22 protein-coding genes are annotated in these 24,550 nt (G+C 62.3%); 7 read left to right on the top strand and 15 right to left on the bottom strand.

The window, feature by feature from the left end; translation table 11 throughout:
• Positions 1-25: 25 nt before the first annotated feature.
• From A9971_RS08985 to A9971_RS09010, 6 genes are all read right to left on the bottom strand, one after another.
• Positions 26-328: a DUF2282 domain-containing protein gene (locus tag A9971_RS08985; protein WP_011059637.1), complete on the bottom strand. Its 303-nt coding sequence runs from the start codon at positions 326-328 to the stop codon at positions 26-28.
• Between the two features lie 152 nt (positions 329-480).
• The gene (locus A9971_RS08990) at positions 481-1,182 is read right to left on the bottom strand and encodes an ABC transporter ATP-binding protein (RefSeq protein WP_015634412.1); all 702 of its coding nucleotides are present in this window, start codon (positions 1,180-1,182) and stop codon (positions 481-483) included.
• On the bottom strand, positions 1,183-1,950 hold the full coding sequence (gene livG, locus A9971_RS08995) for a high-affinity branched-chain amino acid ABC transporter ATP-binding protein LivG (RefSeq protein WP_011059639.1): 768 nt from the start codon (positions 1,948-1,950) through the stop codon (positions 1,183-1,185).
• Positions 1,947-3,203: a high-affinity branched-chain amino acid ABC transporter permease LivM gene (locus A9971_RS09000; protein ID WP_011059640.1), complete on the bottom strand. Its 1,257-nt coding sequence runs from the start codon at positions 3,201-3,203 to the stop codon at positions 1,947-1,949. Before A9971_RS09000 ends, livG begins: the two co-directional genes overlap by 4 nt.
• A complete protein-coding gene (livH, locus tag A9971_RS09005) occupies positions 3,200-4,123 on the bottom strand; it encodes a high-affinity branched-chain amino acid ABC transporter permease LivH (protein WP_011059641.1) in 924 nt (307 codons plus the stop codon). The genes A9971_RS09000 and livH overlap by 4 nt, the downstream gene beginning before the upstream one ends.
• Positions 4,124-4,353: 230 nt before the next feature.
• The gene (locus tag A9971_RS09010; RefSeq protein ID WP_011059642.1) at positions 4,354-5,481 is read right to left on the bottom strand and encodes a branched-chain amino acid ABC transporter substrate-binding protein; all 1,128 of its coding nucleotides are present in this window, start codon (positions 5,479-5,481) and stop codon (positions 4,354-4,356) included.
• A 340-nt stretch (positions 5,482-5,821) separates the two neighbouring features.
• Here A9971_RS09010 and A9971_RS09015 point away from each other — a divergent pair, with 340 nt between their 5' ends.
• Positions 5,822-6,127, top strand: coding sequence for a DUF2288 domain-containing protein (locus tag A9971_RS09015; RefSeq protein WP_041116319.1), 306 nt, complete (start codon positions 5,822-5,824; stop codon positions 6,125-6,127).
• A gap of 274 nt (positions 6,128-6,401) precedes the next feature.
• Here A9971_RS09015 and A9971_RS09020 read toward each other — a convergent pair whose 3' ends face one another.
• On the bottom strand, positions 6,402-8,582 hold the full coding sequence (locus tag A9971_RS09020) for a hypothetical protein (RefSeq protein WP_011059644.1): 2,181 nt from the start codon (positions 8,580-8,582) through the stop codon (positions 6,402-6,404).
• Positions 8,583-8,780: 198 nt separating this feature from the next.
• Here A9971_RS09020 and A9971_RS09025 point away from each other — a divergent pair, with 198 nt between their 5' ends.
• Complete coding sequence (locus tag A9971_RS09025; RefSeq protein ID WP_011059645.1) at positions 8,781-9,677, top strand: NAD(P)-dependent oxidoreductase; 897 nt, start codon at positions 8,781-8,783, stop codon at positions 9,675-9,677.
• Here the strand turns inward: A9971_RS09025 and A9971_RS09030 are convergent.
• Both A9971_RS09030 and A9971_RS09035 read right to left on the bottom strand, forming a co-directional pair.
• Positions 9,568-11,847, bottom strand: a complete 2,280-nt coding sequence (locus tag A9971_RS09030; protein ID WP_183001415.1) for a bifunctional diguanylate cyclase/phosphodiesterase — start codon at positions 11,845-11,847, stop codon at positions 9,568-9,570. The two genes, A9971_RS09025 and A9971_RS09030, sit on opposite strands and share 110 nt — an antisense overlap.
• 142 nt (positions 11,848-11,989) lie before the next feature.
• Positions 11,990-12,358, bottom strand: coding sequence for a YkgJ family cysteine cluster protein (locus A9971_RS09035; RefSeq protein WP_015634416.1), 369 nt, complete (start codon positions 12,356-12,358; stop codon positions 11,990-11,992).
• Between the two features lie 328 nt (positions 12,359-12,686).
• Here A9971_RS09035 and A9971_RS09040 point away from each other — a divergent pair, with 328 nt between their 5' ends.
• Positions 12,687-14,069 (top strand): MFS transporter, encoded by a 1,383-nt coding sequence (locus A9971_RS09040; protein WP_011059648.1) that lies wholly within the window; start codon positions 12,687-12,689, stop codon positions 14,067-14,069.
• Positions 14,070-14,153: 84 nt separating this feature from the next.
• On the opposite strand, the gene rapA is transcribed toward A9971_RS09040, so the two are convergent.
• Positions 14,154-17,003, bottom strand: coding sequence for an RNA polymerase-associated protein RapA (gene rapA / locus A9971_RS09045; protein WP_015634418.1), 2,850 nt, complete (start codon positions 17,001-17,003; stop codon positions 14,154-14,156).
• Between the two features lie 218 nt (positions 17,004-17,221).
• Here rapA and A9971_RS09050 point away from each other — a divergent pair, with 218 nt between their 5' ends.
• Positions 17,222-17,563 carry a hypothetical protein gene (locus A9971_RS09050; protein ID WP_011059650.1) on the top strand — a complete coding sequence of 114 codons (342 nt, stop codon included), beginning with the start codon at positions 17,222-17,224 and terminating at the stop codon, positions 17,561-17,563.
• Here the strand turns inward: A9971_RS09050 and A9971_RS09055 are convergent.
• The 3 genes from A9971_RS09055 to gcvA form a co-directional block, all read right to left on the bottom strand.
• On the bottom strand, positions 17,560-18,762 hold the full coding sequence (locus A9971_RS09055; protein WP_183001424.1) for an aminotransferase class V-fold PLP-dependent enzyme: 1,203 nt from the start codon (positions 18,760-18,762) through the stop codon (positions 17,560-17,562). The two genes, A9971_RS09050 and A9971_RS09055, sit on opposite strands and share 4 nt — an antisense overlap.
• On the bottom strand, positions 18,762-19,232 hold the full coding sequence (locus A9971_RS09060) for a RidA family protein (RefSeq protein WP_011059652.1): 471 nt from the start codon (positions 19,230-19,232) through the stop codon (positions 18,762-18,764). The genes A9971_RS09055 and A9971_RS09060 overlap by 1 nt, the downstream gene beginning before the upstream one ends.
• A gap of 88 nt (positions 19,233-19,320) precedes the next feature.
• Positions 19,321-20,190 carry a transcriptional regulator GcvA gene (gcvA, locus tag A9971_RS09065; RefSeq protein ID WP_220803138.1) on the bottom strand — a complete coding sequence of 290 codons (870 nt, stop codon included), beginning with the start codon at positions 20,188-20,190 and terminating at the stop codon, positions 19,321-19,323.
• Between the two features lie 199 nt (positions 20,191-20,389).
• Here gcvA and A9971_RS09070 point away from each other — a divergent pair, with 199 nt between their 5' ends.
• Together A9971_RS09070 and ccoM are read left to right on the top strand one after the other, a co-directional pair.
• Positions 20,390-20,551 carry a hypothetical protein gene (locus A9971_RS09070; RefSeq protein ID WP_015634422.1) on the top strand — a complete coding sequence of 54 codons (162 nt, stop codon included), beginning with the start codon at positions 20,390-20,392 and terminating at the stop codon, positions 20,549-20,551.
• Between the two features lie 144 nt (positions 20,552-20,695).
• Complete coding sequence (gene ccoM, locus A9971_RS33025; protein ID WP_015634423.1) at positions 20,696-20,812, top strand: cytochrome c oxidase subunit CcoM; 117 nt, start codon at positions 20,696-20,698, stop codon at positions 20,810-20,812.
• Positions 20,813-20,946: 134 nt separating this feature from the next.
• Here ccoM and A9971_RS09075 read toward each other — a convergent pair whose 3' ends face one another.
• Entirely contained in the window at positions 20,947-22,422 is a 1,476-nt protein-coding gene (locus A9971_RS09075; protein WP_011059655.1) for an inorganic phosphate transporter, read from the bottom strand.
• Between the two features lie 377 nt (positions 22,423-22,799).
• Positions 22,800-23,000 (bottom strand): hypothetical protein, encoded by a 201-nt coding sequence (locus A9971_RS09080; RefSeq protein WP_011059656.1) that lies wholly within the window; start codon positions 22,998-23,000, stop codon positions 22,800-22,802.
• Positions 23,001-23,686: 686 nt separating this feature from the next.
• Here A9971_RS09080 and pcaR point away from each other — a divergent pair.
• The gene (pcaR, locus tag A9971_RS09085; protein WP_011059657.1) at positions 23,687-24,529 is read left to right on the top strand and encodes a pca regulon transcriptional regulator PcaR; all 843 of its coding nucleotides are present in this window, start codon (positions 23,687-23,689) and stop codon (positions 24,527-24,529) included.
• The last annotated feature ends 21 nt before the right edge of the window (positions 24,530-24,550 follow it).

The following is a 24,550-nucleotide window of genomic DNA, read 5'->3' on the forward strand; positions in this document are numbered from 1 at the left end:
CGTCGACACTCAGGCAGGCGCAGGATCAGGACTTGGCTTTGAAGGCTTCGAGCTGGCCGAAACCGGTAGGCGAGGTACTGCTGGCGGTTTTCTCGCAGCTGCCCTTGGGTACCAGCTTCCAGGCGTTGGCCTGGTCGTTGACCTTGGAGGTCCCGGCGCAGGTGGTGCCGGCGCCCGCGGCGCAATCGTTCTTGCCCTTCATGGCCACGCCGAAGCACTTTTCCATGTCGTCCGCGGCATGGGCGGTGGTGGGCAGGGCGGCGACGCTGAGGGCAGAGCCCAGGGCCAGGACCAGGGCAGTGGCGGACAGGGTACGAGTGTTGCTCATGATGTTTCTCCAGTGCGGTTGGGGTAAGGAAGCATCTGTGCTTGCTTACCCCTCTAGAGAAGGCTCATGGGGATTCGTTACAGCCCGGGGCAGTTTTTTATCCCGGAACAAAAAAAACGGCCCCGAAGGGCCGTTTTCAGTGACGCAGGTGCTTAGCCGCCCAGGTAGGCTTCACGCACCTTCGGATCGGTCAGCAGCGATTCACCGGTGCCTTGCATCACCACCCGGCCGTTCTCCAGCACATAGGCACGGTCGGCGATCTTCAGCGCCTGGTTGGCGTTCTGCTCCACCAGGAACACCGTCACGCCGTCGCGGCGCAGCTGTTCGATGATGTCGAAGATCTGCTGGATGATGATCGGCGCCAGGCCCAGGGACGGTTCGTCCAGGAGCAGCAGCTTGGGCTTGCTCATCAGCGCACGACCGATGGCGAGCATCTGCTGTTCACCGCCGGACATGGTGCCGCCGCGCTGGGTGAAGCGCTCCTTGAGCCGTGGGAACAGCTCCAGGACCTTGTCCATCTGCTCCTGGTAGTCGCCCTTGTCGGTGAAGAAGCCGCCCATGGCGAGGTTCTCTTCCACGGTCAGGCGGGCGAATACCCGGCGGCCTTCCGGCACCACGGCAATGCTCTTGCGCATGATCTGCGCCGAGCTTTGCCCCACCAGTTCTTCACCCAGGTAACGGATGCTGCCGCTGTGGGCCTGGGGCGAGCCGCAGAGGGTCATCAGCAGGGTGGACTTGCCGGCACCGTTGGCGCCGATCAGGGTGACGATCTCGCCCTGGCGGATCTCGACGTTGACGCTGTGCAACGCCTGGATCTTGCCGTAGAAGGTGGAAACGTTTTCGAACTGCAGCATTTACGCTTCCCCCAGGTAGGCTTTGATCACTTCGGGATTGTCGCGGATCTGTTCCGGCGTGCCGTCGGCCAGGGGCGTGCCCTGGTTGATCACCACGATATGGTCGGAAATGCTCATGACCAGTTTCATGTCGTGTTCGATCAGCAGCACGGTGACGTTGTGCTCTTCGCGCAGCACGCTGATCAGCGCTTTGAGGTCCTCGGTTTCCTTGGGGTTGAGGCCGGCGGCTGGCTCGTCGAGCATGAGGATCCGCGGGCGGGTCATCATGCAGCGGGCGATTTCCAGGCGCCGTTGCTGACCATAGGCCAGGGTGCCGGCGGGGCGGTTGGCAAACTCCCGCAGGTTGACCTTGTCCAGCCAGTAGCCGGCGTACTCCATGGCCTCGCGCTCGCTCTTGCGAAACGCCGGGGTCTTGAACAGCCCGGAGAGGAAGTTGGTGTTCAGGTGCCGGTGCTGGGCGATCAACAGGTTCTCGACCGCGGTCATGTCCTTGAACAGCCGCACGTTCTGGAAGGTACGCACCACGCCCTTGCGGGCGATCTTGTGGCCCGGCAGGCCTTCGATCGGCTCGCCGTCCAGGAGGATGCTGCCGGCGCTGGGCTGGTAGAAACCGGTCAGGCAGTTGAACACCGTGGTCTTGCCGGCACCGTTCGGGCCGATCAATGCCACCACTTGTTTTTCCTTGACGGTCAGGGCCACGCCGTTGACCGCCAGCAGGCCGCCGAAGCGCATCGACAGGCCGGTTACTTTGAGGATCTCACGGCTCATTTGCGCAGCTCCATGTGAGGACGTTGCATGGGCAGCAGACCTTGAGGACGCCAGATCATCATCAGCACCATCATGGCGCCGAACATCAACATCCGGTATTCGCTGAATTCACGCATCATTTCAGGCAAGAGGATCATCACGATCGCCGCCAGGATCACACCCAGCTGCGAGCCCATGCCACCCAGCACGACGATGGCGAGGATGATCGCCGACTCGATGAAGGTGAAGGATTCCGGGGTCACCAGGCCTTGGCGCGCGGCGAAGAAGCTGCCGGCGAAACCGGCGAACGCGGCGCCCAGGGTAAAGGCCGAGAGCTTGATCACGGTGGGGTTCAGGCCCAGGGCACGGCAGGCGATCTCGTCTTCACGCAAGGCTTCCCAGGCACGGCCGATGGGCATGCGCAGCAGGCGATTGATGACGAACAGCGCCGCCAGTGCCAGCAGCAGGGCCACCAGGTAGAGGAAGATCACCTTGTTGATCGAGTTGTACTGCAGGCCGAAGAACTCGTGGAAGGTCTGCATGCCTTCTGCTGCCTTGCGCTCGAAGGTCAGGCCGAAGAAGGTCGGCTTCTCGATGTTGCTGATGCCGTTGGGGCCGCCGGTGAGATCGGTCATGTTGCGCAGCAGCAGACGGATGATCTCGCCAAAGCCCAGGGTCACGATTGCCAGGTAGTCACCCCGCAGGCGCAGCACCGGGAAGCCCAGCAGGAAGCCGAAAGTGGCCGCCATCAGGCCGGCGATCGGCAGGCAGATCCAGAAGCTCAGGCCGAAGTAGTGCGACAGCAGCGCATAGCTGTAGGCGCCGACGGCGTAGAAACCCACGTAACCCAGGTCCAGCAGGCCGGCCAGGCCGACCACGATGTTCAGGCCCAGGCCCAGCATCACGTAGATCAGGATCAGCGTGGCAATGTCCACCGCCCCGCGGGAGCCGAAGAACGGCCAGACCAGGGCGCCAAGGATCAACGCCAGTATGATCCAGCGCTGGGTGCTGGGCAGGGTCAGGAAGTTGCTGGCCTTGGCCGGGATCAACGGCATGCTGGGAGAGGACTTCCAGGCGGCGCTGATCTGGCTATGGAACAGCACCCGCAGGAACATCAGCACCGAGCACACCGCGATGGTGGCAAGAATGGTCGGGCTGGTGTTGTGGACTTCCAGGTTGATGCCGACGATGGTCAGTTTCAGGCCCAGCACCGGGTAGGCGACAGCCCAGACCAACAAGGCGCTGAACAGCGCCGATTTAAGATTCCTAGTCATACTTTCTCAACCTCCGGACGGCCCAGAATGCCGGTCGGACGGAACAACAGCACCAGAACCAACAGGCCGAACGCCACGACGTCCTTGTACTGGTCGCCGAACACGTCGGCACCAAAGGCTTCGGCCACCCCCAGCACCAGCCCGCCGAGCATCGCGCCCGGAATGCTGCCGATGCCGCCCAAGACCGCTGCGGTGAAGGCCTTGAGGCCCACCAGGAAACCGGCGTTGGGGTTGATCACACCGTATTGCATGCTCAGCAGCACGGCGGCGATGGCCGCCAGCGCGGCGCCGATCACGAAGGTCAGGGCGATGATGTTGTTGGTATTGATCCCCAGGAGGTTGGCCATCTTGATGTCCTCGGCACAGGCGCGGCAGGCGCGACCCAGGCGAGAACGGGAGATGAACAGCGTCAGGCCGAGCATGGCGATGAGGGTCACCACGAATACCACGATCTGCATGTAGGAAATCAGCACTTCATGTGCGCCGCCCGGCCCGATGGAGAAGTTGCCCGGGATCAGGTTGGGAATGGATTTGTCCTTGGAGTCCTGCGCCAGCAGAACGGTGTTCTGCAGGAAGATCGACATGCCGATGGCGGAGATCAGCGGGATCAGGCGGTTACTACCCCGCAAGGGGCGGTAGGCGATCCGTTCGATGCTGTAGCCGTAGGCACTGGTGACGACGATGCTCGCGATGAAGGCTGCGGTCATCAAGAGCGGGACGCTGTCGAGTCCCATCATGGCCAGCCCGGCGATGGCGATGAACGCCACGTAGGAACCGATCATGTACACCTCGCCGTGGGCGAAGTTGATCATTCCAATGATGCCGTAAACCATCGTATAGCCGATGGCGATCAGGGCATACGTGCTGCCAACGGTGAGACCGTTAACCAGCTGTTGGAAAAAGTGATAGATGTCAGGCATTACAACGCTCCTAAAAACCTGATACGCATTTCACTGGTGGAGTCATTTTCCCGCCCAGGCCCCGTGGATCTGCACCCACTTCGGGCTGGGTTTTGCCAGCGAACCGCTGATGACGGTTTTGAGATTTTCAGGTGGGCGGGATTCCGGATCACGGAACACAGGCCCATACATTCGTAAAACAAAGCCCACGGCACGCCGTGGGCTTTATTGGCAGTCAGTCAGGCCGCGCCTTACTGAGGGGAAACTTCGGTTTTAGGTTTGCCGAAGTGCCACTCGTAGACCACGAACTTGAAGTCTTTCAAGTCGCCCTTGGCGTCGAAGCTCAGGTCGCCGGTAGGGGTTTTGAAGGTGCCGGCGTGGATGGCTTCAGCCACCTTGGCCGCGTCTTCGCTCTTGGCGTTGGTGATGGCGCCGGCGATGACTTCAACTGCGGAGTAGGAAGGGAATACGAAAGGACCGCTCGGGTCTTCTTTCTTGGCCTTGAACGCGTCAGCCAGGGCCACGTTGGCCGGGTCCTGGTCGAAGGATTTAGGCAGGGTGACCAGCAGGCCTTCGGAAGCATCCTTGGCGATCTGCGAAATGGAGTCGTTACCCACGCCTTCCGGGCCCATGAACTTGGCCTTCAGGCCTTTTTCCTGGGATTGGCGCAGGATCAGGCCCAGCTCAGGGTGGTAGCCGCCGTAGTAGACGAAGTCGACGTTGGCCTGCTTGAGCTTGGCAATCAGCGAAGAGAAGTCCTTGTCGCCGGCGTTGATGCCTTCGAATACGGCGACCTTGGTGCCTTTCTTCTCCAGGGTCTGCTTCACGGCGGTGGCGATGCCTTCACCGTACTGCTGCTTGTCGTGGAGCACGGCAACCACTTTGGGTTTCACGTGGTCGGCGATGTAGTTACCGGCGGCAGGGCCCTGGGCGCTGTCCAGGCCAATGGTGCGGAACACCATCTTGTAACCACGGGCGGTGATGTCCGGGCTGGTGGCAGCCGGGGTGATCATGATCACGCCTTCGTCTTCGTAGATGTCGGAAGCAGGTTGAGTGGAGCTGGAGCACAGGTGGCCGACCACGTACTTGACGCCATCGTTGACCACTTTGTTGGCGACTGCCACGGCTTGCTTGGGATCACAGGCATCGTCGTATTCAACGGCTTCGAGCTTCTTGCCGTTGACGCCGCCTTTGGCGTTGATCTGTTCGATGGCCATTTTCGCGCCACTGAACTGCATGTCGCCGTATTGGGCTACAGGACCGGTCTTGGGGCCGGCGATACCGATCTTGATGGTGTCAGCTGCGAACGAATGGCTGGCAACCCCGGCCAGGACCATAGCGGCAAACAGTTTGGAAATCTGCTTAGTAGCCTTATTCATAGTGCTCCACTCTTACTGTTGTAATTTTTATAGTTCCGGCGGCCTTGGTCGCAGAACCGAATCAGATATTTCGTGAATACCCGTCGGAAAATGCCCCTGGCAACTGTACCGGTACAGTGTAGAGCGCCGGTTGTTCGCTTGAAAAGCTGGCTGCTGGGGGCAAAAACGCGGGGTGTCGCTTAATTGAAAGAAAAAGACAGATTTGCGGCGTGGCTTGCGCCCGGTTCGGCGTCAGTCCCTGGCGCTTCTGAGCTTCTCGATCGGTGTCGCGCTTGCTTCTGGGTTTTTCTGCCAGAGCCCCGACGTTATGATTGCGCCGATTTCATTTCTGGACAGTCCCATGACTCAAGAACCTAGCACCCTCTATGCCAAGCTGCTTGGTGAGACCGCATCTATCAGCTGGAAGGAACTGGAGCCGTTCTTCGCCAAGGGTGCCCTATTGTGGGTCGAGGCTGACCTGGATCTGATCGAGGCGGCCCAGGCCGTGGCCGAGAACCAGGCAGAAAAAGTGGCGGCCTGGCTGGCCGAAGGAAAGGTCGAGAAACTGTCTGCGACGCGGGCATCCGATCTGCTGGAACGTGATCCGACGCTGTGGGCGGTGGTGGTTTCACCCTGGATCCTGATCCAGGAAAGGGCATCGCGCTAAGAGCGTGCACCGATAAGGGGCGGGTTTTTGTCGGACAAAAGTGTGTAGCCGAGTAACCGTGAATCCAGTGATGGCACCTTGCCGTAGAGAAAGGCCCCACGGGCTTTTCCCTCAGGGTGACGTTCACGGAAGGGGAACAGTTTCAAGCCCAGCCGACGAGCTGCTTAATTGTTTCGCGATGTGAGCAAATTGACCATTCGCCAGCCAGCCGGTTCCCACAGGACAGGAGGTTTTTCCCTGCCGTGCAGGAGCCGGCTGGCCGGCGAAGCCCTTCTTAATACGCGGTCTTGCCCGTGTGACTGTTGAGCGAGATGACCCGGGTCTTGCCGATACGGTGGCGGTAGATTTCCCGCAGGTACTTGATGGCCTTCTTCACGCAATCCCGGGACAGGCGGATGTCGTTGATCGAGACGAACTTGTCCTTGTCGTTGATCAGCTCGCGGTACTTCTTCTCGTACATCGGCTTGATCGCATACCAGTTGGTGTCGAGGATCTTCGCCGGGTTCTCGAATTCGTTGAGCAGATCGTCGATGCGGTCTTCATCGAACTGGTCACTGACGATGAAATCCAGCACCGAGTTGTCCAGGGTGTCGTCGAAACGGTATGGATTGCGCGCAAAGCAACGCTTGATAAAGGCCACGATCAGGGTCAGGAAGTCGTCCGACAGGCACGGGCTCTTGGCGATCAGGGTGGTCAGCGACAGGTTGGCCGAAGCGCCGATCACCAGCGCATAGCGCTTGAGGGTGGTGTTGGGGAACAGGCTGTTGAGGTGGGTCTTGAGCCGGTTCAGGTCCATGTAGGACAGCTTGTAGTCCTTGGGCAGGGACACGATCGATACCACCGACGAGCAGTTCTTGAAGAAGTGCAGGTCATGCAGCGCCGCGGCGTCATAACCCGAAGCCTTGTATTGCTCCAGGGCCGCGCGGTAGCGCTTGGACTCGATCGGCAGCAGGCTGATGCCCTCGATGGCCTGGGTCACCTTGTTGAAGTGCGGCAGGTCGATGGAGCGGAAGAACAGGTCGTCGATGTTCAGGCGCTGCGGCTCTTTCTCGAACACCTTGAACTTGTCGCCGGTGGGCACCGGCTGCTCCGGCACCACGGATTCGGCGTAGGCGATCGCCACCGGGCCCGCCAGGCTCATGAACAGGTCGTTGGCATCCAGGCGGATGGTTTCGCCGATGTCGATGCCGGCCCGCCGGAAGTAGTTCTGGTCGTAGTCGGTGGTCACCGCCTGGGCGGTGAGGATGTTGAAGATCTGCTGGGAGATGTACTGGTTGGCGTGCTTCTCCATGGCGTTGACGTCGATGTTCTGGATGTTGCCGTCATCGCTTTCTTCGGCGTAGCGCATGATGTCGTTGGAGATCAGCATCATCGCGTTCCAGGGGCGGATCCGTCCCATGACGCTGGCTTCGCTGCTGTCTTCATTGTCGAAGTTGTAGGAGAAGTCCCACTCTTCCGAAAGGTATTTGCACAGCAGGCGGCCGGCGTTGATGTGCAGCGCCTCGGACATTTCGCTGCGATGGTCCGAAATGTTCGGTAGCACGCAGATGCCACTGGTGAAGATCGGCTCGAAGACGAAGGAGTGCCCGCTCTTGCTGTCGTGCTCGTCCATTGGCTTGGTGTCGAAGGTCTTGTTCATGTACGAGTACTGCTGGGCCAGGCCGAATTCCGAGGCCATGCCCGAGCCGGTACCGCCGCCGGCACTGAAGATCGAGAAGTACAGGCGCGACTGGTTGGCCTTGATCCCGCAGGAGTCGATCAGGTACGAGTGGATCATCTTCCAGTCGGGGCTGGAGAAGCGCTGGGTGTCCTTGTTGAGGATGATCTTGGCCAGGTACTGGCCGAGGATCGGCGCGTTACCGGCGCCACCGGCGTGGACTTCCGAGAGGTCCATGATCTTCATCTTGCTGTAGTCGCGGATGAAGCCGCTTTTCTCGCCCTTGCGCGAGAAACGGATGCGCCCGGCAATGTCCTTGTCCAGGTCGCCGAGCATCACCAGCGGTTCCACCAGGAACACCGGCTTGCTGGCCTTGTTCTGGCCCAGGCGCAGGTTCTGGCGGATCCACTGGCCGGGGCTGTAGCCGCCTTCGTAGGCCTTGTCTTCGTTATTGAATTCGTTGAGGTAGAACTTGCGGGCGTTGTACACCAGCTCGGCCACATCCAGGGCGATGTTGGAGCCGCAGCGGCCCAGGCCGATCAGGCAGACCGACGGAAATTCCTGGTCGCGACGGTTGTCCGGCTCGCCTTCCAGGTGCGGTGGCCGCGGGAACACCGTGTCGCGCAGACCGTCGAGGTTGTCGAGGATGCGGTCGGTATTGGTTTCGGTGAAATACAGGTACTGCTGAGTCGACAGGGGGCGTGAACTGGACAATGGCTTCGGGTCTGAGGGGCTAGTTGTGGGGGAGGTCAGCGTCATCTCGGAGACTGCGTTGGCAGGTTTGTTTTTAGAAGTCATTGTGCGCCATATGCCTGGTCAGGTTGGCTCGTGGACGAGGTGTCGTCGAACCATCACGGAATGGGACCTCGTCGCTGCGTGGAGCGCGAATTTTGCCCAAGGCGTCAGGGTTTTTTCTGAGCGACGCTCGGGGGAATCCTTTCCTGAATCATGATGAATCGGCCAGTATTCGGTGATCTTTAATCAAATGAGGGCAATATGATGTCAGCGTTACCTTCACTCGGCTTTGCCGGAATCGGCCTGATGGGCTTGCCGATGTGCCGCCGGCTGCTGGCGGCGGGCTATCCGCTGACGGTGTGGAACCGCAACCCGGAAAAATGCGCGCCCCTGGTGGCTGCCGGGGCGCGACAAGTTGCCACGCCGGCGCAGCTGTGCGCCGATGCCGACCTGATGCTGATGTGCCTGGCCAATACCGAGGTGGTGCGCGAGGTGGTGTTTGGCCCCCAGGGTATCGCCCAGGGCGCCCGGGCCGGTCAGCTGCTGCTGGACCTGTCCAGCCTGGAACCCACGGCTACCCGGGAAATGGCCGCCGAACTGGCCGCGAGCCGCGGCGTGGCCTGGGTCGATGCGCCGGTGTCCGGCGGTACCCCGGGCGCCGAGGCCGGCAGCCTGGCCATCATGGTTGGCGGTGAGGCGACGGACGTCGAGCGGGTGCGGCCAGTGCTGCTGACCCTGGGGCAGCGGGTCACGCACATGGGGGCGGTGGGCGCCGGGCAGGTGACCAAGGCCTGCAACCAGATGATCGTCGCCTGCAACGCCCTGGTGATCGCCGAGGTGGTGGCCCTGGCCGAGCGCTCGGGGGTGGATGCGCGGCTGATCGCCGAGGCCCTGGCCGGTGGCTTTGCCGACTCGAAACCTTTGCAGATCCTGGCCCCGCAAATGGCTGAAAGCCGGTTCGAGCCGGTGAAGTGGCATGTGCGCACCCTGCTCAAGGACCTGGATGGAGCGGTGAAGTTTTCCCGCGAACAAGGCTCGGCGACGCCGATCAGCGGATTAGCTGCGCAGTTGATGCGTCTGCATGGTGGGCAGGGCTATCTGGAAAAAGATCCAGCGACCCTGGTTCGCCTTTATCGGGACCCGGCGCCCGCGGATTGATCGGCGCGGCGTGGCGCTGGTCGAGCTCCTCCAGCACCCCGCGCAACTCCCGCAGCGGCACCGGATGGCTGAGCAGGTAGCCCTGCAGGTAGTCGCAGCCATGGTGCTGGAGAAACGCTTGCTGTTCCGGGGTTTCGACCCCTTCGGTGACCACCTGCAGGTGCAGGGTGTGGGCCATGATGATGATCGCCTGGACGATCTCCATGTCCTGGGTCGACTTGGGGATGTCCTGGATGAACGAGCGATCGATCTTCAGGGTGTTCAGGGGCAAGCGCTTGAGATAGGCCAGGGATGAGTAGCCGGTGCCGAAGTCGTCGATCGACAGCGACACCCCCAGCCCGCGGATCTGCTTGAGCAGCGCCAGGGTGCTGGCAATATTGCCCATCAGGGCGTTTTCCGTGACTTCCAGCTCCAGCCGCTGCGGCGCCACCTGGGCCTGGCGCAGGGCGCTTTCGATCTCCCCGGCGAGCTCTTCGCGGGTCAGGTTCAGGGCCGAGCAGTTGACCGCGATCTTCAGTTCGCCACCGCCATGGCGCGACAGGTAGGCCAGGTCCGCGCAGGCCTTGCGCAGCACCCAGTTGTCCAGCTCGGCGATCATGCCGTTGGCTTCGGCAATGGAGATGAAGCGATCCGGGGTCAGCAGCCCATGTTGCGGGTGCTGCCAGCGGATCAGGGCTTCGAGCTTGGTGACCCTGCCGCTCTTGAGGTCGTAGATAGGTTGGTAATACAGCAGCAGGCCCTGGTCGTCGCGCAGGGCGTTGCGCAATTCCTCTTCCAGTTGCAGTTCCAGGGTGGCCCGGGTCTTGAGGTGGGAGTTGAAGAAATGCAGGCTGTTGCGCCCGCAATCCTTGGATTGATACAGGGCCAGGTCGGCGTTCTTGAGCAACTCCTCGCAGGTCTTGCCGTCATCGGGGAAGACGCTGATGCCGATGCTGGTGGTCATCACCATGCGCCGCCCTCCCAGTTCGATCGGCTCCTTCATTTTCTGCATGATGCGCTGGGCCATCTGCCGGGCTTCTTCGCGCTCGTACAGATTGATGAGGATGCAGAACTCGTCGCCGCCCAGGCGTGCCACCACGTCTTCATGGCTGCGGGTGGAGCTCTTGATGTGCCCGGCGATGACTTTCAGCAACTCGTCCCCGGCATCGTGGCCGAGGCTGTCATTGATGCGCTTGAAGTGGTCGATGTCGAGGAACATCACCGCCAGCATGCCGCCAAAGGTGGTTTTCTCGATGAGCTTTTCGGCGAACAGCTGGTTGAAGCCGCGGCGGTTGATCAGGTTGGTCAGGGCGTCGTAGTGGGCCACCTGCTGCAGGGAAACCCGGGCCTGGTCCAGTTGCGAAAGCAGGGCATTGACCCGCCGCAGGTCCCGCTCCTTGTGTTGCAGCTTCTTGTCCGCCAGGGCCGCGCTGATGCCGCTGCCGATGATCAAGAGCACGATCGCGCTCAGGGTCAGGCCCAGTTGCAGATGCCCGTCGGATGTGGCGGGGGCGGGCAGGCTGCCGGCGGGCAGCACCAGGGTCATGGCCCAGATGCCGGTGAAGTGCATGAGCACGATGGCAGCGCCCAGCACCAGGCTGCTGGCGTACTTGAGCAACTGGTGGAACATGCCGCTGCCTTCGCGCAGGTGACGGGACAGCAGCAGCGCCGCCAGGCTGCAGGCGATCGCCACCAGCACCGACAGCGCCATCAGTAAGGGGTCGTAGTACAGGCTGGCGCTGCTGCGCATGGCCGCCATGCCGACGTAGTGCATGGCGGCGATGCCCAGGCCGATCCAGATCGAAGCAACGCCATAGCGCCACAGCGGCATGTGCGCGTGGCTCAGGGTGTTCATCGCCAGCCAGGCGGCGACCAGCGCGATCAGGAGCGACAGCAGGGTCAGGGGCAGGTCGTAGTGGATCTGCAGCGGCGCCTCGAACGCCAGCATGGCGATGAAGTGCATGGCCCAGATCCCCCCGGCCAGGCAGCAGGCTCCGACCCAGCGCCACAGGCGCTGGCTGGCCGGTCGCTCGGCATGACTGACACGTTCGGCCATGTCCAGGGTGGCGAAGCTGGCGGCACAGGCTACCAGGTAGGCCAGAAGCACCAGAACCGGGTTGTGGGTGCAATGCAGGACCACTTGCCCGGCCTGTGGAAGCTCGGTAATGAAATGCACGCCCAGCCAGTCCATAGCCTGCCCATCTCTGAGTCATCTGAGGTCGGCGGAGCCGCGCGCCAACGAGTGCTTGGAGTATAGAAGGCACCCGCTGGCTGCAATGGGAGGTGGCACGCTGCTGCTAATGATTTGCTTATGGGCCCTATCGCCAAAGGTGCTAAGCGCTTTCCTCGTACCAGGGCTCGGTGTCCGCCGGTTCCAGGGGGGCCAGGCCGAAGGCGGCGCGGGCGGCGTCGCAGTCGCTGTTGGGCTGGCCGTCGGTCCAGGAAGCCTCGAACTCGCGGCACGGGCTGGAGCGCTGGTCATAGATCGAACAGCTCACACCCTGGCCGACCTCGCCTTCAAGGGCGATGCAGCGCGGGGATTTGCAGTCGGTTCCGAGCATTGCCACCCGGCTGGGGCTGATGCTTTGCACCAGCTCGTCGGGGACAGTCCCGCCGGATGAGGCGCATTCGCCCCAGAAAAAAGACACACGAAAGTATGAACAGCAGGCACCGCAATTCAGACACGGACTGGCTTCGGACATTGGCGTATTCGATGGGGGAGGGGTTGATAAGGGGGGCTGGCAAGGCGGCTATTCTAGGCTTCGCATCGGCCTTGGGAAGGGGGGGCGCAAGGTATTTTTTCGGCCTTGGCCAAGCCCTTGAAAAGACTGGGAAAGGCCCGGGTAGCGGGGGCTGTGGCGAAGTTCGGGCGGCTTGCTCCGGGGAGCCGCAAGTGCCATCCCCGCGCCTGCCTGCGATGCCTTGGTATCAGGCTGGCGAATGATTACAGACAGCGTGGGTGCGGCTGACTAGATTGCAGCTTCCAGGCCCGCTCGCGTCTGGCCCAATAACAATAAAAGAGATCGATCCATGGATAATTCGACTCAAGCGGCAAATGCCTGGCGCATTCTGTTCCTGTTGTTTTTGGCAAACCTGTTCAACTTCTTCGATCGCACCATCCCCGCCATCATCATCGAGCCGATCCGCATGGAATGGCACCTGAGCGACTTCCAGCTGGGGATCATCGGCACCGCCTTCACCATCGTCTATGCCATTGCCGGCTTGCCCCTGGGGCGCCTGGCCGACACCGGCTCGCGCAGCAAGCTGATGGGCTGGGGGCTGGCGGTGTGGAGCGGGCTCACCGCGGTCAACGGCATGGTCGGCAGCTTCTGGAGCTTTTTGCTGGTGCGCATGGGCGTGGGGATTGGCGAGGCCAGCTACGCCCCGGCCGCCAACTCGCTGATCGGCGACCTGTTCCCCGCTCACCGCCGGGCCCGGGCCATGGGTATCTTCATGCTCGGCCTGCCTCTGGGGCTGGTGCTGGCGTTCTTCACCATCGGTGCCATGGTCAAGGCCTTCGACAGCTGGCGGGCGCCGTTCTTCATTGCGGCGGTACCAGGGCTGGTGCTGGCGGTGTTCATGTTCTTCATCAAGGAACCCAAGCGCGGCGCGGCGGAAACGGTGAAAGTGGCCCAGGTGCGGATTGACCGGCCCATTCGCCGGGTGCTGGCGATACCGACCTTTCTCTGGCTGACTCTGGCCGGGCTGACGTTCAACTTCGCCACCTATGCCTGCAACTCGTTCCTGGTGCCGATGCTGCAGCGCTACTTCCTCATGCCCTTGCAGGAAGCCGCCATGGCCACCGGGCTGATCGTCGGGGTGACCGGCCTGGTGGGCCTGACCCTGGGCGGCTGGATCGCCGACAAGATTCATCAGCGGGTAGCCAATGGTCGTTTGTTGTTCGCGGCCTGCAGCCTGATCATCTCGACCCTCGCCACCGGGTGGGCACTGCATGCCGGGCGGGTGGAGGTCGGGGTGTTCGTCGCGGTATTCAGTGTCGGCTGGCTGTTTGCCTACAACTTCTATACCTGCGTCTATACCGCCCTGCAGGATGTGGTCGAACCGCGCTTGCGCGCCACCGCCATGGCCCTGTTCTTCGCCGGCCTGTACCTGTTGGGGGGCGGCCTGGGGCCGGTGGTGGTGGGGGCGCTCTCCGACCACTTCGCCCATTCGGCAATGTATGCCGCAGGCGCAGAGCTGATGACCGAGGAGTTCAAGGCCATCGGTCTGCACGACGCGATGTACCTGATTCCCGTGGCCCTGTTCCTGACCCTGCTGTTTCTGTTCCAGGCAGCGCGCTGTTTTGTCCGTGACGCCCAGCGGATGAAAGAGGGTCTGGCCTGTGGGGATGCCGCTGATGCCCCAGCAGAGGTGAGCCTGCCGGCGATCAACGATGGTGCAGTGAGCCGCTAGGGCGCGTTGCTGCATTGGCAGGCGACAGGCAAAAAAAAGGCCCGCACAGTGCGGGCCTTTTGTTCAGTGCTGACAACCGGGCTATCAGCCCGCCACCAGCACCCGGATCGCTTCCAGGCGCAGGGCGGCTTTTTCCAGCATGGCCAGGCCCTGTTCGCGCTGTTGACGCAGGGCCACCAGCTCGCTGTCACGGACAGTCGGGTTGACCGCCTGCAGCGCGGTCAGGCGCGCCAGTTCTTCGTCGGTGTCGGCTGCCAGGCGGCGTTGCGCCTCGGCCACACGTTCGGCGTGACGCGGTGCGACCTTGGCTTCGCCGGCGTTGATCTTCGGCGCCAATTGATCGCGCTGGGCCTGGATGAACTTGTTGGCGCTGGCCTTAGGCACGCTTTCCAGCTGGTCGTTCAGGGTCTCGAAGGCGACCCGCGCCGACAGGTCGTTGCCATTGGCGTCCAGCAGGCAGCGCAGGGCAGCCGGCGGCAGGTAGCGGCCCAGTTGCAGTGAGCGCGGGGCGACCACTTCACTGACGTACAGCAGCTCCAGCAGCACGGTGCCGGGTTTGAGCGCCTTGTTCTTGATCAGCGCCACGGCGGTGTTGCCCATGGAGCCGGACAGCACCAGGTCCATGCCGCCCTGCACCATGGGGTGTTCCCAGGTGATGAACTGCATGTCCTCGCGAGACAGCGCCTGGTTGCGGTCGTAGGTGATGGTCACGCCTTCGTCGTCGCCCAGGGGGAAGCTGGCGTCGAGCATCTTCTCGCTGGGCTTGAGGATCAGGGCGTTTTCCGAATGGTCCTCGCTGTCGATGCCGAAAGCGTCGAACAGGGTTTCCATGTAGATCGGCAGGGCGAACTGGTCGTCCTGTTCGAGGATCGCTTCCACCAGGGCGTCGCCTTCGCCGGCACCACCGGAGTTCAACTCCAGCAGGCGGTCGCGACCGGTGTGCAGCTCGGCTTCCAGGCGCTCGCGTTCGCCGCGGGCTTCGTCGATCAGCGCTTGCCACTCGCCGTCATCGGCATTTTCCAGCAGCGGCAGCAGGCGTGGGCCGAACTGGTGCTGCAGGGCGTTGCCGGTCGGGCAGGTGTTGAGGAAGGCGTTCAGGGCTTCGTGGTACCACTGGAACAGGCGCTCTTGCGGGCTGGTTTCCAGGTACGGCACGTGCAGTTCGATCACGTGCTTCTGGCCGATCCGGTCGAGACGGCCGATCCGCTGCTCCAGCAGGTCCGGGTGCGACGGCAGGTCGAACAGCACCAGGTGGTGGGCGAACTGGAAGTTGCGGCCTTCACTGCCGATTTCCGAGCAGATCAGCACCTGGGCGCCGAACTCTTCATCGGCGAAGTAGGCGGCGGCACGGTCACGTTCGAGGATGTTCATGCCCTCGTGGAATACGGTGGCCGGGATGCCGGAGCGCACGCGCAGGGCGTCCTCCAGGTCCATGGCGGTTTCCGCGTGGGCGCAGATCACCAGCACCTTGGTGCGCTTGAGCATTTTCAGTTGGTCGATCAGCCACTCGACCCGCGGGTCGAACTTCCACCAGCGCTGTTCGTCATCGCTGACGTCGGGCTGGGCCTGGAAGCTGACTTCCGGGTACAGCTCGGCGTGTTCGCCCAGGGGCAGTTCCAGGTATTCGTCCGGGCATGGCAGCGGGTAGGCGTGCAGCTTGCGCTCGGGGAAACCCTGCACCGCGGCGCGGGTGTTGCGAAACAGCACGCGGCCGGTGCCGTGGCGGTCCAGCAGTTCACGCACCAGGCGTGCGCTGGCTTCGCTGTCGCCGTCGTTGACCGCGGCCAGCAGGGCTTCGCCTTCGTTGCCGAGGAAACCGTGGATGGTCTTGTGCGCCTCGGGAGACAGGCGGCCTTTATCCATCAGTTCCTGCACGGCTTCGGCCACCGGGCGGTAGTTCTCGCTCTCGGCGCGGAAGGCCGCGAGGTCGTGGAAACGGTTCGGGTCCAGCAGGCGCAGGCGGGCGAAGTGGCTGTCCTGGCCCAGTTGTTCCGGGGTTGCGGTCAACAGCAGCACGCCAGGAATGGTCTCTGCCAGCTGTTCCACCAGGGCGTATTCCGGGCTGACCTGGTCTTCGTGCCACACCAGGTGGTGGGCTTCGTCCACCACCATCAGGTCCCAGCCGGCGGCGAACAGCGCGTCCTGGGCCTTCTCGTCGTCCACCAGCCACTCCAGGGCCACCAGGGCCAGCTGGGTGTCTTCGAACGGGTTGCTGGCATCGCTTTCGATAAAGCGTTCTTCATCGAACAGTGCCACTTGCAGGTTGAAGCGCCGGCGCATCTCTACCAGCCACTGGTGCTGGAGGTTTTCCGGTACCAGGATCAGCACCCGGCTGGCGCGACCCGAGAGCAGTTGGCGATGGATCACCAGGCCGGCCTCGATGGTCTTGCCCAGGCCCACTTCGTCCGCCAGCAGGACCCGCGGCGCGATGCGGTCGGCGACTTCACGGGCAATGTGCAACTGGTGGGCGATGGGTTGGGCGCGCACGCCACCCAGGCCCCAGAGCGAGGACTGCAGCTGGCGGCTGGTGTGTTCCAGGGTGTGGTAGCGCAGGGAGAACCAGGCCAGCGGGTCGATCTGCCCGGCGAACAGACGGTCGCTGGCCAGACGGAACTGGATGAAGTTCGAGAGTTGGGTTTCCGGCAGGGTGACGGCTTCGTTCTGCCCGTTGAGGCCGTGGTAGACCAGCAGGCCGTCGACATCATCGACTTCCTGTACGGTCATTTTCCAGCCTTCGAAGTGGGTGATGCTGTCACCCGGAGAGAACCTCACGCGAGTGAGGGGCGCATTCCGTAGCGCATACTGGCGGGTGTCGCCAGTGGCCGGATAGAGCACGGTCAGCAAGCGACCGTCCTGTGCCAGAACGGTGCCTAAACCCAGCTCGGCTTCGCTGTCACTAATCCAGCGTTGCCCCGGTTGATACTGCTGCGCCATGCTGCCTGACTCCCGCTTTGAAAAAGCCGACTATCTTAACGGAACGACGCTTCCAGTCCAAAGAACTCTGATCAATCCCCTGGATTAAAAGGTAGCGTACGGCGTGTATTCGTCGGGTGGCGGGGCACTATCGGCTGACGACTGGGTCACAGTTTTGCGACCGATGGCTCAAGTCGCCCATGCCGCAGCCGACAGCCTGCCGACAGGAGACCAATAATATGCTGCCACCGATGCTCCCCTTGAGTGCCGTGCCGATCACCGCCCAGCAGGATCCGATCCGCCAGCGACCGGACATCCCGCCTGTGGTACCGGTGCAGGAAAGCTCCAACGAAAGCACCATCGACCTGCAAAAGCGCGACCCCGAGGAGTCCGCCCTGCTGCTGCGCGAGGAACAGCGGCGCCAGCAACAGAAGCAGCGCCGTGAGCGTGAGGCCGAGGACGACCCCGAAGAGCACCTGGCAGTGCCCGGCGATGAACTGAACGCCGACAACACCGTGCCGGTGGTGCCGTTGATCGAAGATGCTCCGCGCCAGGGCCTGTGGGTGGATGTCGAGGTCTAGGAGCGCTTGTTCCCCGCCAGTTCCCCGAGGGCCTGCAACAGGCGCTCGATTTCCTCTTGTGTATTGAAGTAACTCAAGGCGATCCGGGCAATGTTGCCCAGGCCTCGGGCCTGCATATCCAGTGGTGTGTAGTTGACGCCATTGGCGCCGATATTGATGCCGCGCCGCGCCAGTTCCTCCTTGAGTGCCAGCCCGTCCCAACCTTCGAGAGTGAAGGCGATCAGGCCCGATTGCTGCCCCGGGCTGCCCAGGTCCTGGAGTTGCAGGCCGGGCAAGCGCTGCAGCTTCTTGCGCAGCGGCTCGCTCAAGGCATTGATCCTTTGCGCAATGGCGGCCACGCCGATGCTTTCGAACTCCTGCAGGGCATTGGCCAGGCCAGCCAGCAGTACCATCGACACTTCACTGGTTTCAAAGCGCCGGGCATCGTTGCGCAGAGCGAAGCCCTGGCCGTCCCAGGGCGCCGACAGCACGTCCCGCGGCAGCGGATTCAACTGCTCGAGGAAGCCGGGCCTTATATAGAGCAGGGCCGTGCCTCGCGGGCCGCGCAGGTACTTGCGCCCCGCGCCCTTGAGCACATCGCAGTTGAGCGCCAGCACGTCGCAGGGCACCTGGCCCAGAGCCTGGCCGGCATCGATGAAGTAGGGGATGTGCCATTGGCGCGCCAGTTGGCCGATGGCTGCGGCCGGGTTGATCAGCCCGCCATTGGCCGGTAGCCAGGTCAAGGCGATGAGGCGCACCCGGGAGTCGAGCATGGACTCCAGCGCCGGGACTGAAACCGCACCGTGGCTGTCACAGGGAATGACTTCCAGCTGCGCGCCGGCGGCCACGGCCGGGGCCATGCAGGCCAGGTTGCCGGCCCATTCCTGGCGCCCCACCAGGATCCGGTCGCCCGGCTGCCAGGCGGGCAGGGCGTTGAAGGCCATGCCCCAGGCCGCCGAACCACTGCTGGTAAAGGCGATGGCTTGCGGGCAGGTGTTGAGCACTCGGGCGGCGGTCTGTCGCGCCTGCTCCTGCAACTGGGCGCCGGCGCCGGCCGCTTCCATCGGCCCGCTGTGGGCCTCCCGCTGCAGTTGCCCGGACATGGCGTCCAGGGTGCCCTGGCTGGGCAGGGACCCCCCGGCATGGTTGAAGTGACAGACCCGGGTGCAACCCGGTGTGGCCGCCCGCAGCCGGGCGATGTGGTCCGGGCTCAGGGGCATCACGGCTTGAGCTCGAAAATCCCGTCGACCTCCACGGCGACGCCGGCAGGCAGGCTGGCGACGCCCACCGAAGTGCGGGCATGCCGGCCTTTCTCGCCCAGGGCGTTGACCAGCAGGTTGGAGGCGCCATTGGCGACCTGGCCATGGCCCTTGAAGTCGGCGCTGGCGGCAATGAACACCCCCAGCCGGCTGATGCGTTGCAGCCTCGACAAGTCGTCCCCCAGGGCCGCCGAGAGTTGCGCCAGCAGGGCCAGGGCCGCCAGTTCCGCGGCCTGGGCACCCTGCTCGATGCTGAGGTTGTCACCGAGCCGGCCCAGCAGATGGGGATGCTGCTCTGCTTGCGGTGTTTGCCCGGAGATGAACAGCAGGTTCTGGCTCTGGGCATGGTTGACGTAGTTGGCGATCGGCTGGCCGGGGATCGGCAGTTCAAGACCCAGTTGTTGCACTCGTTGCTGCAGAGAGTCGCGCATGGCAAGTCCTCGAATGGAAGGCTTGCAGCATCGGTGTTCAGGCTGGGGGCGACAAACGGATAGATCTAATCCGACGTATCTGAATTTTTCATGGGTCGCACCCTTGCTCCAGCAGCCATTGGGCGAAGCACTGCGCCGCCGGATTCGCCGGACCTTCGGCGGTCACCAGCCAGTAGCCGATCTGATCGTTGTGCAGAGCCGGCAGGTCGAAGGCATCCACCAGGCTGCCCTGGGCAAGGTGGCGCCGGATCAACTGGCGGCGGCCCATGGCGATGCCCTGGCCGGCCACCGCCGCTTCCACCACGATGTTGTAGTCGTGGAGCATGACGCTGGGGTGAGGGCTGAGGTCGACGGTGTTCTGCCTGCTCCAGTCGTCCCATTCAAAGGGCCGGTGGGAGCGGGCCATCAGCAAGGTGCCGTTGGCCAGGGCCCCGGCCTTGAACGCGGGGCTGCACACCGGTGACAGTTGCTCGGCGAGAAAGCGCGTGGCCTGGACGTTGGGCCAGTGGCCCTTGCCATAGCGAATGGCCAGGTCGACCTCGGCACCGGCCACATCTGCGAGGTTGATGGCTGGTTGCAGCTCCAGCTGGATCTGAGGGTGGCGGCGGCTGAAGTCCGCCAGGCGCGGCGCCAGCCACAAGGTGGCGAAGGAGGCCAGCAGGCCAATGCGCAGAACCTGCGATGGCTCTGCTGCCAACAGCGTCCGGGTGGCTTCGGCGATCTGCTCCAGGGCCGGCTGGATCTGTTGGTAATAGCTGGCGCCGGCGGTGGTCAGATCGATGGCCCGGGTGCGTCGTACAAACAGCGGCTGGCCCAGGTGCTGTTCGAGTTTGTGCACTTGATGGCTGACCGCGCTCTGGCTGACGCACAGTTCCTGGGCCGCCTTGCTGAAACTCAGGTGCCTGGCCACGGCCTCGAAGGCGCGCAGGGCCAGCAGCGGGGGCAGGTGCTTGGGCATTTCCACATGCGGTTTCCTGTGGGGAGGGGCGGCCATTGTGCGGATAAAAAGTCTTCCCGGCAGCGACTTTATTGCAGTCGCCTTGGTCTGATCACTGGTCAGGTGCGGCGCCACGTCGCATTATTGGCACATTCGCCAGGGCCGCCCGCTGCTTCAAGGCGTGCGGCCGATATTGACCACGAGTGATGCAAGCCAAGCCATGAATCAAGACGACAAGCTGATCGACCTGAACGCCGAGCGTGCCAAGCGTGTGCATGATCTCAATGAAAAGCGCCTGAACGAAGTACGCCAGGCATTCGAACACGCCATGCCCTTGGGCAAGGCCAAGAAAAAACCGAAAAACAAACCGAAAAAGCGCTGATCAGGGCGCTTTCTGTTGATGCAAGTCACTTATTCCCCCTTCCTCGCGCCCAGTCATGGGCGACATTGACCCCGGTCAATTTCCCCCGCCTCCCGTTTGGTTAACTTAGCCCCATCGCAACAGGGCAAGAGCAGGAGGCCAGTCATGTTTTTCGACAATGTGGTGATCGCCGGAGTGCTGACTGTCGGCCTCATGGTTCTGTTTTTCGCAGGGTTTGGATTCTTTATCTGGAAAGACGCGAATAAGCGCAAGAAGCCTTAAGTCTTTCCAGGGCAACGAGCACGCAAGGCATTTTGGGCAACTTCGGTTGCCCTTTTTTTTGCCTGCAAGAAAGCTCAAGGCATAAAAAAAGGTGCGTCCCCAGGGACGCACCTTTTTTGTTGCCGGCTGGGGTATCAGGTACCCAGGATCTTGGAGGCTGCCCAGAACAGGCCGGCGGACAGGGCCACGGTCGCCGGCAGGGTCAGGACCCAGGCCAGGAGGATGGTCCGTACCGTTCCGCTCTGCAGGCCGCTCTTGTTGGCGACCATGGTCCCGGCCACGCCGGAGGAAAGTACGTGGGTGGTGGAAACCGGCAGGCTGAAGATGTTCGCCAGGCCGATCAGGCCGGCGGCGGTGATCTGTGCCGACATGCCCTGGGCGTAGGTCATGCCCTGCTTGCCGATCTTCTCGCCAATGGTCTGCACTACGCGCTTCCAGCCGATCATGGTGCCCAGGCCCAGAGCCAGGGCGACAGCCAGGATGACCCAGAACGGTGCGTATTCGGTGGTGGCGGTCAGGTCTTTGCGCAGCTTGTCCAGGTCGGCCTTTTCACGGGCCGAGATGCCTGGCAGCTTGCCGACCTTTTTCGCGGTGTCATCCAGGCAAAGCAGGTAGCGACGCACTTCGATGCGGCTTTCCGGCGACAACGAATGGTAGTCGGAAACGCCCTTGAGGCTGCTCAGGAGCGCGGCGATGGTCGGTTCGGTTTGCTGCGGATTGCAGCGGAACTTGCCCGGCAGGTCGTCTTTCACGCTTTTGCCCAGGGCCAGGAACTCACCCAGGGACTCGTGATTGCGCTCGTAGAACTGGCTCAGGTGCAGGGTGGCGTCGCGGGTGCGCTCGATCTGGTAGGTGGTGCTGTTGAGGTCCATCACGAACTGGGCAGGCACGATACCAATCAGTACCAGCATGATCAGCCCGATGCCTTTCTGGCCGTCGTTGGAGCCGTGCACGAAGCTCACGGCCATGGCCGAGATCACCAGTACCAGGCGGTTCCAGAACGGCGGGTGCTTCTTGTCATCGACCTTGCGGCGCTGTTCCGGAGTCTTGTGCATCTTCGAGATCGGCCGCCACCATTTCAGGCCGATCAGTACCAGCGCTGCAATAATGAAGCCCGCCATCGGCGAGAACACCAGGGAAGCGCCGATGTCGATTGCCTTCTGCCAGTTCACGCCATCCCCCAGGGGGATGTCGCTGAGCAGGGCATTGGCCAGGCCGACACCGAGGATGGAGCCGATCAGGGTATGGGAACTGGAGGCCGGAATGCCGAAATACCAGGTGCCCAGGTTCCAGGTAATGGCCGCGGCGAGCAACGAGAAGACCATGGCCAGGCCGTGGCCGGTGTTGACGTTGATCAGCAGCTCGACCGGCAGCAGGTGGACGATGGCATAGGCCACGCCAACCCCGCCTAGCAGCACACCGAGGAAATTGAACACACCGGAGAAGAACACGGCCAGGTGCGGCGGCATGGCCTTGGTGTAGATAACAGTGGCAACCGCATTTGCGGTGTCATGAAAGCCGTTGATGAACTCGTAGGCGAGGACAAAAGCCAGGGCGAGCAAGAGGCTCACAAGCACCCAAGCATCCAGTCCGCTGAATAAATCGATCATGAAGGTTTTCTGACCCGGTCATAAGGGGGCGCGATTATGCCAGAAAACCCCGCTAATCAATGCACAAGGTGCTCGCCGGTAACATTCTTCAACGAAAAAACTGACCGGGAGCAGAGTTTTCGCACATACCCCTCAAGCACGGCAAGCCATTGAGTTTATTGGGCACGAGCGGTCAATCCGATGGCCTGGGCGCGGAAATCAGAGGGTTAAAACGCGTGTATGAAATTTCAACCAAAGGGCTTGCCCGGTAGCCTCTCTCGCTGTGGATGGGCGAGATGGCCATGGGCCCGGGGTAACGAGCATCAATGGTCTGCCTGGCCGCCGGGATGATCGGGCGGGCAAGTAGAGCAAGCCCTGAATGAGTCAGGCTGCCAGCATTACGGCTGTTCGGCCTTGAGCTCTTTTTCCATCTTTTGCAGTTCTTGGGTGAAGGCCTGATCGAGAATACTGGCGCGTTTGCGCCAAGGTTTGCGTTCAGGTTCCGGCTGGGCGGCATAACGGGTGATCTCGCCGCCGTAAACTTCCTTGTAACGTTGCTCCTGGCGCTCAAGTTCCGCGCGCAGTTCATCTTTCGTCACAGTGTTACCTAATTGAGTGAAGGTCCAGTCCGGTGCGACGCATTGCTTGCGGGCATCTACGCGGAGCTGAAGTCAGTGCCAGTCTGGCCTTGACTTCGAGTCTCTCAAGCGTGCCGTTAATTGCATGCGGCCACGTCACCGGATGAAAACAACTGTCGTAGCAACAGTGTTGTTGGTTGCAAGCGGGCTGGCCGAATCTGGTTAGGGGTCAAGCGCTTGCGGCAGGTGACCGATTACCGTCTCAAGTCACCCGAGAGAGGAGCATGGGGCAACTGACTCCACATTCCTCACTCCGGCAGTATAGCTTCGGCGAAGAATAACTCTATGGGTGGCAAGTTTAAAATGACCAACTTTATTGTGAGCGTTTTGTGACACAAAAGTTCTAATCATTTCCTACAGGAGGAAAGCCTGATTCTTACTCCGCTGGTACAAGTCTATATGGGGAGTCTGCATCTTGATGCAAGTGGTCGGTTGCAAAAGACTCGGGATAACCGGGTATTCCACTGGTGATTATTACTATGGTTTTTTGCAATAAACCCACGGGCTCACTGCCGCGGATGCCAGGTTTGGTGGATTGCGATTATCGGTCGATGGTTCGATAATCGCCCAATGTTGCCGGCCCCAGCTTGTGCTTCTTCGCCAATACGGCTTGTAATACCGAAGAATTTCGTCGCAGAGAGCCTGAAATGAACGATCAGATGCGTAATTCCTTTACCTCAGTGGCCCCGCCGATCGTGGCGTCTGCGGCAAAGAGGATTCAGGCGTTGACCGGTGACCCGGATTTCATGACCTCTCTGGCCCGGGGCCTGGCGGTGGTGCAGGCGTTCCAGGAGCGCAAGCGGCACTTGACCATCGCCCAGATCAGCCATCGCACGGAAATCCCCCGGGCTGCGGTGCGCCGTTGCCTGCACACCCTGATCAAGCTGGGTTACGCCACCACCGACGGGCGTACCTATTCGTTGCTGCCCAAGGTGCTGACCCTGGGCCACGCCTATCTTTCGTCGACGCCTCTGGCGGTCTCCGCCCAGCCCTACCTGGACCGCATGAGCGAGCAACTGCACGAGGCGTGCAATATGGCCACCCTGGAAGGCGACGACATTCTCTACATCGCCCGTTCCGCCACGACCCAGCGGCTGATCTCGGTCGACCTGTCTGTCGGCGGCCGCTTGCCAGCCTATTGCACCTCCATGGGGCGCATCCTACTCGCGGCCCTGGACGATTCGTCGCTGCACGAATACCTCGACCATGCGGACCTGCAAGCCAAGACCAGCCGCACCCTGCACACCCCGGAAGCCTTGCTGGAGTGCCTGCAGCAAGTGCGCCAGCAGGGCTGGTGCATCGTTGATCAGGAACTGGAGCAGGGCCTGCGCTCCATTGCGGTACCGGTGTATGACGCTTCCGGCCAGGTGCTGGCGGCGCTGAACGTCAGTACCCACGCCGGGCGGGTCAGCCGTGCCGAGCTGGAGCAGCGCTTTCTCCCCGGTTTGCTGAGCGCCAGCCGCGATCTGAGCGCGCAGTTGTTTGCTTAAGCTGTTCGATAAACGCACAGA

The organism is Pseudomonas sp. UME65 (assembly GCF_014170225.1).
Taxonomy (GTDB): Bacteria; Pseudomonadota; Gammaproteobacteria; order Pseudomonadales; family Pseudomonadaceae; genus Aquipseudomonas; species Aquipseudomonas protegens.

Excerpts from the sequence above, each read along its gene's own strand:
- A9971_RS09070 (WP_015634422.1), top strand. The coding sequence starts at position 20,390 with ATGAATCAAGACGACAAGCTGATCGACCTGAACGCCGAGCGTGCCAAG.
- A9971_RS09055 (WP_183001424.1), bottom strand. The coding sequence starts at position 18,762 with ATGCCCCTGAGCCCGGACCACATCGCCCGGCTGCGGGCGGCCACACCG.
- A9971_RS08985 (WP_011059637.1), bottom strand. The coding sequence starts at position 328 with ATGAGCAACACTCGTACCCTGTCCGCCACTGCCCTGGTCCTGGCCCTG.
- rapA (WP_015634418.1), bottom strand. The coding sequence starts at position 17,003 with ATGGCGCAGCAGTATCAACCGGGGCAACGCTGGATTAGTGACAGCGAA.
- A9971_RS09025 (WP_011059645.1), top strand. The coding sequence starts at position 8,781 with ATGATGTCAGCGTTACCTTCACTCGGCTTTGCCGGAATCGGCCTGATG.
- A9971_RS09040 (WP_011059648.1), top strand. The coding sequence starts at position 12,687 with ATGGATAATTCGACTCAAGCGGCAAATGCCTGGCGCATTCTGTTCCTG.
- A9971_RS09020 (WP_011059644.1), bottom strand. The coding sequence starts at position 8,582 with ATGACTTCTAAAAACAAACCTGCCAACGCAGTCTCCGAGATGACGCTG.
- A9971_RS09000 (WP_011059640.1), bottom strand. The coding sequence starts at position 3,203 with ATGACTAGGAATCTTAAATCGGCGCTGTTCAGCGCCTTGTTGGTCTGG.
- A9971_RS09030 (WP_183001415.1), bottom strand. The coding sequence starts at position 11,847 with ATGGACTGGCTGGGCGTGCATTTCATTACCGAGCTTCCACAGGCCGGG.
- livH (WP_011059641.1), bottom strand. The coding sequence starts at position 4,123 with ATGCCTGACATCTATCACTTTTTCCAACAGCTGGTTAACGGTCTCACC.
- A9971_RS09075 (WP_011059655.1), bottom strand. The coding sequence starts at position 22,422 with ATGATCGATTTATTCAGCGGACTGGATGCTTGGGTGCTTGTGAGCCTC.
- gcvA (WP_220803138.1), bottom strand. The coding sequence starts at position 20,190 with ATGCCCAAGCACCTGCCCCCGCTGCTGGCCCTGCGCGCCTTCGAGGCC.
- A9971_RS08990 (WP_015634412.1), bottom strand. The coding sequence starts at position 1,182 with ATGCTGCAGTTCGAAAACGTTTCCACCTTCTACGGCAAGATCCAGGCG.
- ccoM (WP_015634423.1), top strand. The coding sequence starts at position 20,696 with ATGTTTTTCGACAATGTGGTGATCGCCGGAGTGCTGACTGTCGGCCTC.
- A9971_RS09010 (WP_011059642.1), bottom strand. The coding sequence starts at position 5,481 with ATGAATAAGGCTACTAAGCAGATTTCCAAACTGTTTGCCGCTATGGTC.
- A9971_RS09015 (WP_041116319.1), top strand. The coding sequence starts at position 5,822 with ATGACTCAAGAACCTAGCACCCTCTATGCCAAGCTGCTTGGTGAGACC.
- livG (WP_011059639.1), bottom strand. The coding sequence starts at position 1,950 with ATGAGCCGTGAGATCCTCAAAGTAACCGGCCTGTCGATGCGCTTCGGC.
- A9971_RS09035 (WP_015634416.1), bottom strand. The coding sequence starts at position 12,358 with ATGTCCGAAGCCAGTCCGTGTCTGAATTGCGGTGCCTGCTGTTCATAC.
- A9971_RS09050 (WP_011059650.1), top strand. The coding sequence starts at position 17,222 with ATGCTGCCACCGATGCTCCCCTTGAGTGCCGTGCCGATCACCGCCCAG.
- pcaR (WP_011059657.1), top strand. The coding sequence starts at position 23,687 with ATGAACGATCAGATGCGTAATTCCTTTACCTCAGTGGCCCCGCCGATC.
- A9971_RS09060 (WP_011059652.1), bottom strand. The coding sequence starts at position 19,232 with ATGCGCGACTCTCTGCAGCAACGAGTGCAACAACTGGGTCTTGAACTG.